A 9,264-nucleotide genomic window follows, 5' to 3' on the forward strand; every position below is an offset into this window, starting at 1 on the left:
TATCGTCAAAGTCTGCCGGCCGCGTTCTGGTTGCCGGCCTCTTGGACCCGACTCTTTCCATCCGCGATTGGCATCATGAAGAACCTGTTGCGAAGCGGTCTGCTCCTCGCTCTGTCGATTTTCCTCCTCAATGACCACGGCCCGGCTCGGGCTGCCCCGCGGTTGGCACCCTTTCCCGGCCTGCGCGAGCCGGCGCTGACGACGCACGCCATCACGGGCGCGAAAATCGTCGTCTCGCCCGAGCGCACGATCGATAGCGGCACAATCGTCTTTCGCGACGGTGTGATCGTGGCGGTGGGGGACAAGATCACGCCGCCGGCCGACGCCCAGGTACACGACGGCCGTGGCAAGACGATCTATGCAGGCTTCATCGACGCCTACAGCGAGTTGCCGGCCGATGCTTCGCGCGCCGTAGCGAACGACAAATCGGGCGCCGGCTATTGGAATCAGAACATCGTACCGCAGGTCTCCGCGGGCTCGATCTATGCCGCTGACGCTGATGCCAATCGCAAGTATCGTTCTCAAGGCGTGGCCGTGCGGCTGGTCGCTCCTTCGGCTGGCATCGTCAAAGGCACAAGCGCGCTAGTAACCACGGCCGACGAGGGCGGCCGCGAGACGATCTTGAAAGAGCAGGTCGCGCTGCACGCCAAGCTCACGACAGCGCGTGGCGGCGGCGCCTACCCGAACTCGCCGATGGGAGCCTACGCGCTTGCGCGCCAGGCGTTTTACGACGCGGGCTGGTATGGCCAGGCCTGGGATGCTTACGCGGCCAACAAAGACCTGCCGCGCCCCGAACGCAGCGATGCGCTGGCCGCGCTGCGCGGCTACTTGGGGGGCAAGCATCCGGTGGTGATCGATGCCGGGGACGAAATCTACTTTCTCCGCGCCGATCGGATCGGAAAGGAATTCGGCCTCGACGTGATTGTGCGCGGGTCGGGAGATGAGTACCGCCGGCTAGGAGATATTGTCGCCACGAAGCGCTCGGTGATCGTGCCGCTCGATTTCCCCAAGGCGCCGAATGTCGCCACGCCCGAGGCGGCGGCGAACGTCTCGCTCGAGCGGTTGATGCAATGGGACATGGCGCCTGAGAATCCGGCGCGGCTGGCCGAAGCCGGCGTGAAATTCGCCTTCACGACGCGTGGGCTCAAGGATGCCGGCGCGCTTTTGGGCGCGGTCCGCAAAGCCGTAGAGCGCGGACTGAAGCCCGACGCGGCGCTACGGGCCCTGACGACAGCGCCGGCTGAAATGTTTGGCGTGGTTGACCGGCTCGGCACGCTCGAGCCCGGCAAGGCAGCCAACATCGTCGTGGCCTCGGGCGACTTGCTACAGGCGAAGAGCAAGGTGCTGGAAACCTGGATCGATGGTCGCCGCTACGAAGTCGAAGCCGCACCAGCGGTCGACATCCGCGGCACCTGGAACGTCGAGGTCACCAAACCTGACGGCGCGAAGGAGACGTTCTCGCTGGAAATCAAGGGATCGCCCACCAAACTCTCCGGCAAGATCAAGCGTGGCGACAAATCGACGGCGCTTGTGAATCCGGCCCTAGCTGGTTGGCAGTTCACGGCGTCGTTCAAAGGAGAGCCGCTGGGCCTGGAAGGTGTGCTGCAACTCTCGGCCACCATCGCACAAGCCGCCGCCGCGACGGCAGACGCAGCCCCGGAGCTTAGCTGGCTGGGTTCGATTGTCTGGCCCGCCGGTGAAAAGACACAGACCGAGGCCAAGCGCGAAAAACCCGCTGCGCCCTCGGAAAGCGATGAATCGGCAGAAGCGAAAGACGACAAAGCCGACAAGAAGGCCGGCGATAAGTCGGCCAATGAATCTGAGAAACCCGACGCCGAAAAAGCCGACGCGGGCCAATCCGACAGTGACAAAGAATCGACAGAGAAAAAGGACGCCGACAAGTCCGACGCCGACGACAAAGACGGCGACAAAAAAGACACTAAGGAAAAAGACGCTGAGAAAAAAGAAAAATCCGACAAGCCGAAGAAGCCTGTGCGGGCACTGGCTGAGGTGAACTACCCGCTCGGCGAGTTCGGTCGCAAGGCGCCGCCCGAGCAACCGGCGCTTGTGCTGTTCCGCAATGCCACCGTCTGGACCAGCGGTCCGCAGGGACGTCTCGATAACGCCGACGTCCTGGTCGAAAAAGGGAAGATCAAAGCGGTCGGGGTCGGACTGGCCGCGCCCGATGGCGCCATGATCGTTAACGCCACCGGCAAGCACATCTCGCCGGGCATCATCGATTGCCATTCGCACATCGCCACCGACGGCGGCGTGAACGAGTCGGGCCAGACGATTACGGCCGAAGTGCGCGTCGGCGATTTCGTCGACCCCAACGACATCAACATCTATCGCCAGTTGGCCGGCGGAGTGACTAGCTCGAACATCCTGCACGGATCGGCCAACACGATCGGTGGGCAAAACCAGGTACTCAAGTTCCGCTGGGGCGCGGGGCCTGAAGAAATGAAATTCGCCGCGGCCCCGCAGGGGATCAAGTTCGCGCTCGGTGAGAACGTCAAGCAAAGCAATTGGGGCGAGCGCGCCAACAATCGCTACCCGCAATCGCGCATGGGGGTCGAGCAGTTGGTGCGCGACGCGTTTCGCGCCGCCCAGCAATATCGGCAAGCGCACGACGAGTGGAATCGCACCAAGACGGGCCTGCCGCCGCGCACGGATCTGGAATTGCAGGCCTTGTCCGAGGTGGTCGAGGGCAAGCGCCTGATCCATTGCCATTCGTACCGGCAGGACGAAATCCTGGCCCTGTTGCGGACCTGCGAAGCGTTCGGCGTGCAGATCGCGACGCTCCAGCACATTCTCGAAGGCTACAAGCTGGCCGACGTGATGGCCAGGCACGGCGTCGGGGGATCCAGCTTTTCGGATTGGTGGGCCTTCAAGTTCGAAGTCTTCGACGCGATTCCGTACAACGGTGCACTGATGCACAACGCCGGGGTCGTCGTGTCGTTCAATTCGGACGACGCCGAGTTGGCGCGGCGACTGAATCTCGAGGCTGCCAAGGCCGTGAAATACGGCGGCGTGTCGCCCGAGGAGGCGCTCAAGTTCGTCACGCTGAACCCGGCGAAGCAGTTGCGTATCGACCGCTGGGTGGGCTCGCTCGAGCCGGGCAAGGATGCCGACCTGGTCGTGTGGAGTGCTTCTCCCCTTTCGACCTACGGGCGGTGCGAACAAACGTGGATCGACGGTCGGCGATACTTCGATCGCCAGGAGGACCAGCAAGCCCGCGATGACGCCGCCAAGCTACGCGCGGCGCTCGTGCAGCGCGTGCTCAGCTCGGGCGAATCGACGGCCGGACCGGACGACGAGAAAAAACGCGAATCCGAGCTATGGCCGCGCGAGGATCTCTTCTGCCATCACGGTGAGGACGAGCACGGGCATTAAGAATGGGGTGCCCTATTCATCGATCGCGTGCGCATGTGCGTGCCGGCCAATCGACAGATTTAAGCAGAAGTGCAGCCGAGACGGCCGCACCACAAGAAGGTAAAAACGACCGCGGTCCGCAGATTAAGGCGTCATGACGAAAACCACCGCAAATCTCAAAGTAGACGGCTACCTGCGCAAGGAAAAACGGTGGCTGCCGGAATTCGAGAAGCTCAGGCAGATCTGTCTCGCCACGGAACTGACCGAAGAACTGAAGTGGGGCCATCCCTGCTACACGATGAACGGCAAAAACGTCGTGCTGATCCACGGTTTCAAGGAGTATTGTGCGCTGCTGTTTTTTAAAGGCGCGCTGCTGAAAGATCCTCAAAACATTCTCGTCAAATTTGGAAACGTGCAGGCCGGTCGGCAGATTCGTTTCACCGCCGCGAGCGACATCGCGAAGATGAAAACCGTCTTGCGAGCCTACATCCACGAAGCGATCGAAGCAGAAAAGGCGGGATTGAAAGTCAAATTGAAAAAGACCGCCGACTTCGCCGTGCCCGAAGAGTTTCAAAACAAGCTGGACGCGTCCGCCAAATTGAAAACGGCCTTCGAGGCCTTGACGCCGGGAAGGCAGCGAGGTTACCTCCTGCACTTCGCGGCAGCCAAGCAGTCCAAAACGCGCGCGGCCCGGGTCACGAAGTGCGTGCCGCAGATTCTCAAGGGCAAGGGATTGAATGATTAGGTGCAGAAGAAACAACATCGGGAGAAGATTTGTGAGCCGATATCGACTCTTGACCCTGCTTGCGATCGGTGTTCTCGCGGCCCGATCGATCGATCGCGCGCACGCCTCGCCCGAGGTCCCCGGCGCGCCGCAGTCGCATGCCATCGCTCTGGTCGGCGGCACGATCCATCCCGTCAGCGGACCCGCGATCGAGCACGGCACGCTCGTGTTCGACAAGGGGAAGATCACGCTCATCGAGAAAGGGATCGCCGTGCCGGCCGAGGCGCACTTCATCGACGTTGCCGGCAAGCACGTCTATCCCGGCTTGATCGATGCCAACTCGCAGCTAGGCCTGATCGAAATCCCCTCGGTCCGCGGCACGCGCGACCTGGCCGAGACGGGCGAGATCAATCCCAACGTCAAAGCCCAGGTCGCGTTTAACGCGGACAGCGAATTGATTCCCGTCGGGCGCTCGGGCGGAATCCTTACCGTGTTGACGGTGCCCAACGGCGGCCTGCTCACTGGGCAATCGGCCTGCATGCATCTCGACGGCTGGAGTTGGGAGGACATGTGTCTGAAGCCGGGCGTGGCGCTGCATATCAACTGGCCGCAAATGGCTCCCGTCGAAGCGTGGTGGATCGAAGAGACGGGCGCAGCGCAGACGCAGAATCGCGAAAAGTCGCTCAAGGCCATCCGCCAGGCCTTCGCCGACGCCCGGGCCTACGCCACGGCCAAGGAAGCGAGCGCCGCAGGCAAGGGCGCGGTTCCTGAGTTCGACGCCCGCTGGGAAGCGATGATCCCGGTGCTGGAACGAAAGATTCCGGCTTTCATCGACGCCGAAGAGACGCAGCAGATTCAAGCCGCGGTGTCTTTCGCCGAACAGGAGAAGCTACGCCTCGTGATCGTCGGCGGATACGACGCGCCGGCCTGCGCCGAGTTGTTGAAGAAACACGACGTGCCGGTGATCGTGGCCGGCGTGCATCGTTTGCCGCGGCGGCGCAGCGACCCGTACGATTCGCCGTTTACGGTGCCGGCGCGGCTACACGCCGCTGGTATCAAGTTCTGCATCGGCGGCGTCATCGGCGGTTCGTCCGGCGCTTCGCCCGCCAACGTCCGCAACCTGCCGCACCACGCCGGCACCGCCGCGGCGCACGGGCTGCCGCCGGAAGAGGCGCTCAAAGCCGTTACGCTCTACCCGGCGAAGCTCTTGGGAGTCGACGATCGCATCGGCGCGCTCGAGGTGGGCAAAGACGCCACGCTGATCGTCACGACCGGCGACCCCTTAGACATCCCCACGCACGTCACGGCGGCCTATATCCAGGGGCGGGAAGTATCGTTGAATGATCGCCACAAACGGCTGTGGGAAAAGTACAAGGAAAAGTACCGCCGGCAGGGAATTCAGAATCCGTAGCTCATTTGGCTCGCGCTTACTTCTCGCGCGGTAGCGGCCAATCCGCCGATTCCGTCCGCGCTTGATCCATATACGCCGTCAGCCGCGCGACGATGTCCGGATGATCCTTGGCCACTTCGGTCGTTTCGCCCAGGTCTTTGGACAGATCGTACAGCTCGACGCGGCCGCCGACGCCGAAGCGGATGGCCTTCCAGTCGCCGGCGCGCACGGCTTGCTTGAAGCCGCGCTCATGGAACTCCCAGTACAGATACTCGTGCCGCGACTGATCGCGACCGGCTTTCTCACGGCCTAATAGCGCAGGCACGACCGAAATTCCGTCGAGGCCCGGCGGCGCCTGCGCGCCGGTCAATTCGGCCAGCGTGGGTAACACGTCCCAGAAGGCCCAAGGAAGGTCGTTCGTCGTGCCGGTCGGCACGTGTCCCGGCCAGCGGACGATCATCGGCACGCGGATACCCCCTTCGTACAGATCGCGCTTGATGCCGCGTAAAGGGCCGGAGCTATGGAAGAACGTCGGATCGGCGCCCCCTTCCTTGTGCGGCCCGTTGTCGCTCGAAAAGAAAACGATCGTGTGCTCGTCGAGCCCATGTTCGTGCAACCGATCGAGAACGCGGCCGATATCACGATCGAGCCTGGTGATCATCGCCGCGTGATTCTTCTGTGCCTGCGGCCAGGGCTTGTCGCTGTATGGCTCGTCGCTGGGGACCTCCATGCCTTGCTTGCCCGCCTCGTTATTGGCGTGTGGGCTGGTGAAGGGCAGGTACAGGAAGAAACGATCGCCTTCGTGGCGATCGAGAAAATCGAGGGCTTCTCGCACGAACAGGTCTTGCGAGTAAACGGCCTTCGTGCTGGCCACGTTATTCGCCACCACATTGCCGGCGATCGCTTCGCGATTTCCGTTGCGCCACAGAAAATCTGGATAGTAATTATGGGCGTGATGTTGATTCAGGTACCCGAACCACTCGTCGAAGCCTTGCGCATTGGGCACGCCCGTGGTGTCGGCTTCGCCGAGTCCCCATTTGCCGAAGATACCTGTCGCGTAGCCGGCTCCTTTTAGCACTTTGGCCACGGTAACATCGCCAGGCGCAAGCGGCACTTCGCCATTGCCACGAATGCGGCCGTGGCCGCTGTGCACACCGGTCATCAGCGCGCAGCGCGACGGCGCGCAGACCGTGCTCCCCGCGTAACAATTGGTGAAACGCATGCCCTGCGTGGCCAGCCGATCGAGGTTTGGCGTCTTGATCTCGCGCTGCCCGTAGCAGCGCAGGTCGCCATAGCCCAGGTCATCGGCCAGGATGAATACGATATTCGGCCGAGCCGCTGAGTTCGCGTCCGGCCCGGCCCGACAAAACCGCGGCGCCGAAACGAGGACACTGCACGTCAACAGTAGAATGAGCGCCAGTTGCGCGCGACAAACACGTCGGTTTGCGGAAAGCCCCGGTGTACGATCGTGGAGACCTGGCATTCGATCCTCGCGCAGCGCCTTTTAACACATTCCAAGACTAAGCAATCCGCTGCCAGACGCGAATCCCATCGCGCACTTCCGGCGGAATGCCGAACAGCTCGGGATGCACCAGTGCGGCCACGATTTCCAGGCTGTCGACGATCCGTGGACCGGAGCGATTGAAGTAGGCGTTGCCGTCAAGCGCGAACACGCGCCCCGCGCGCATGGCCGCCAAATCGCTCCAGCCCGCTTGGCGCGCCAGTGAATCTGACTCGTCCACGGCCCGGGCCAGGTCGAAGCCACACGGCATGACCAGCAGCACCTGCGGGTCGAAGTCGACGACGTCCCGCCAGGAGTTGTATGTGCTGTGCCGACCATGCCCCGCGAGTGGCTGACGCCCACCGGCCAGTTCCAACAACTCGGGCATCCAGTTGCCGGCCAGCATCAGGGGTTCGATCCATTCGATGGCCGCGACGCGCGGCCTGTCGTCAATCGACAGGTCGATGGTTTTCGCGCGGATTGCTGCCACGCGGCGTTCGAGGCTGGCGACATATTCTTGAGCAACATCGGATGCGCCGCATGCTTCGCCCACGCGCCGGATGTCGGCAAAGATATCGGCGAGCGTCATGGGATTGAGCGCCACGACATGCGTTCTGCGCAGCGCCGGCTCGTCGCGCACGAGCGCGAGCACGTCTTCGTATCTCACCGCGCACACGTCGCATTGAGCCTGCGTGACAATCAAATCCGGGGCGAGCTCGACAAGCCTGGCCGCGTCGATGGCGTAGAGCGCCTGTCCGGCCGCCAGCATTTCGCGCACCTGGCTATCGATCTCGGCGCTCGTGGGCGCGGCCACATGGCTGGTCGTCACGCGCGGCTTGCCGAGGGCGGCGGGCGGGAAATCGCATTCGTGGCTCACGGCCACGACGCGCTCGCCCAGCCCCAGGGCGTACAAGATCTCGGTGCCGCTGGCCAACAGCGACGCGATGCGGCGGGGCGAATCGGACACGGCAGAGCTCTCGAGGAACAACCTGGAGCCGAACGAGCTTCTTTCGTTCGGGCGGATCACTGCGCACAATGATGGCAGTAGCGCACGAGCTGGACCAGCCCCGCGGCCGAAAAAATCGGAGCACAAGGACGATGAGCTATCGCCATGTTCGCGTCATAATGACGACCCTTTGCGTATGCCTGCTGTCGCTGGGCGCAAAGGCCAGCGCCGTCGAAGTCGTCTGTCATCGCGGCGCCAACGAATACGCGCCGGAAAACACCCTGGCCGCGGCCGAGTTGTGCATCGAGTGGGGCGTGGCGTACGTCGAAATCGATGTCCGTACCAGCAAAGACGGCGTGATGTACATCTTGCACGATCCCTGGGTCAACCGCACGACTAATGGCAAGGGCTTCCTTTTTCAACTCACCAGCGACCAGATCGACGCGCTGGACGCCGGAAGCTGGTTCGACAAAGAATTCGCCGGCGAGAAGGTTCCGCGGCTGGAGCCGTACCTGAGGGCGATCAAGGGGCGCATCAAGGTCTATTTCGACGTCAAGCACGCCGACCTGCCGGCGCTCATCAAGCTGGTCTATGACGTCGGCATGGAAAAGGACTGCTTCTTCTGGTTCGACCGGCCGGAGCGGGCCCTGGAATTTCGCCAGCTCGACAAAGAGCTGCCGCTGAAGGTAAACGTCAGCAACGTGGCCGACGTGCGCGAGGCGGCCGAGCGGTATCGGGCCAACATCGTCGAAACATCGCTGCGGAACATGACCGACGAACTGGTCCACGCCTGTCGGGAGCGGGATTTGAAGATCATGATTCTCTCCACCAAGAAAGATCCCGAGGCGTTTCGCCAGATTGTCGAGCGCAAGGCCGACCTGGTGAACCTGGACCACGGCGATGTCTTCTTGAAGGTAGAGAAGCAGGTGCGCGAGGAAGCCGCGGGGGCGAGCGCCGGCGGTAAATAGGCCGTTCCTGCCCGCCAAAGGGGCGAAAGCTCGGTATGTGGCCGCGCCGAGGCGGCGTTGACCCCTATTTTCCGCAGGATTATATTCCGGGCTTCCAGACGGTGGCTGTAGCTCAGTTGGTTAGAGCGCCAGATTGTGGTTCTGGATGTCGGGGGTTCGAGTCCCCTCAGCCACCCCTTTCTCAAGCATGCGTACTGCCCCCTCCGACGTCCTCGACATGATCTAGCAGCCTGTTGAAAAAAGCCCTCGTGGCTTTTTTCAACCTCGCCAAGTGCGAAGCAAAGCTTCGCACGGCTCGCAAAATAACGACTTACGTCGACATTTTGCCATCGCATCCCTGCGATGTCGCAGCCCGTTGAGTTC

General features: G+C 62.5%; 6 protein-coding genes and 1 tRNA gene. 5 read left to right on the forward strand and 2 right to left on the reverse strand.

Features of this window, described 5'->3' with window-relative positions:
• The first annotated feature begins 75 nt into the window (after positions 1–75).
• The 3 genes from VHD36_20920 (at position 76) to VHD36_20930 (ending at position 5,507) form a co-directional block, all read left to right on the forward strand.
• Positions 76–3,393 (forward strand): amidohydrolase family protein, encoded by a 3,318-nt coding sequence (locus tag VHD36_20920; protein ID HVU89806.1) that lies wholly within the window; start codon positions 76–78, stop codon positions 3,391–3,393.
• Between the two features lie 133 nt (positions 3,394–3,526).
• Positions 3,527–4,117, forward strand: coding sequence for a DUF1801 domain-containing protein (locus VHD36_20925; GenBank protein HVU89807.1), 591 nt, complete (start codon positions 3,527–3,529; stop codon positions 4,115–4,117).
• A gap of 31 nt (positions 4,118–4,148) precedes the next feature.
• Complete coding sequence (locus VHD36_20930; GenBank protein ID HVU89808.1) at positions 4,149–5,507, forward strand: amidohydrolase family protein; 1,359 nt, start codon at positions 4,149–4,151, stop codon at positions 5,505–5,507.
• 16 nt (positions 5,508–5,523) lie between these two features.
• Here the strand turns inward: VHD36_20930 and VHD36_20935 are convergent, their stop codons facing one another.
• Positions 5,524–6,888, reverse strand: a complete 1,365-nt coding sequence (locus VHD36_20935) for an arylsulfatase (protein HVU89809.1) — start codon at positions 6,886–6,888, stop codon at positions 5,524–5,526.
• 118 nt (positions 6,889–7,006) lie between these two features.
• Complete coding sequence (locus VHD36_20940; GenBank protein ID HVU89810.1) at positions 7,007–7,954, reverse strand: cobalamin-binding protein; 948 nt, start codon at positions 7,952–7,954, stop codon at positions 7,007–7,009.
• Between the two features lie 131 nt (positions 7,955–8,085).
• Between VHD36_20940 and VHD36_20945 the strand changes: the two genes are divergently transcribed.
• Entirely contained in the window at positions 8,086–8,901 is an 816-nt protein-coding gene (locus VHD36_20945; protein ID HVU89811.1) for a glycerophosphodiester phosphodiesterase family protein, read from the forward strand.
• A 101-nt stretch (positions 8,902–9,002) separates the two neighbouring features.
• A tRNA-His gene (locus VHD36_20950) sits at positions 9,003–9,076 on the forward strand.
• Positions 9,077–9,264: the final 188 nt, after the last annotated feature.

The sequence above is a fragment of the Pirellulales bacterium genome (assembly GCA_035546535.1).
In the GTDB taxonomy this organism is placed as follows: Bacteria; Planctomycetota; Planctomycetia; order Pirellulales; family JACPPG01; genus JACPPG01.

Bases quoted from the DNA above. Each gene is read 5' to 3' on its own strand.
- VHD36_20920 (HVU89806.1), top strand. From the start codon at position 76: ATGAAGAACCTGTTGCGAAGCGGTCTGCTCCTCGCTCTGTCGATTTTC.
- VHD36_20925 (HVU89807.1), top strand. From the start codon at position 3,527: ATGACGAAAACCACCGCAAATCTCAAAGTAGACGGCTACCTGCGCAAG.
- VHD36_20945 (HVU89811.1), top strand. From the start codon at position 8,086: ATGAGCTATCGCCATGTTCGCGTCATAATGACGACCCTTTGCGTATGC.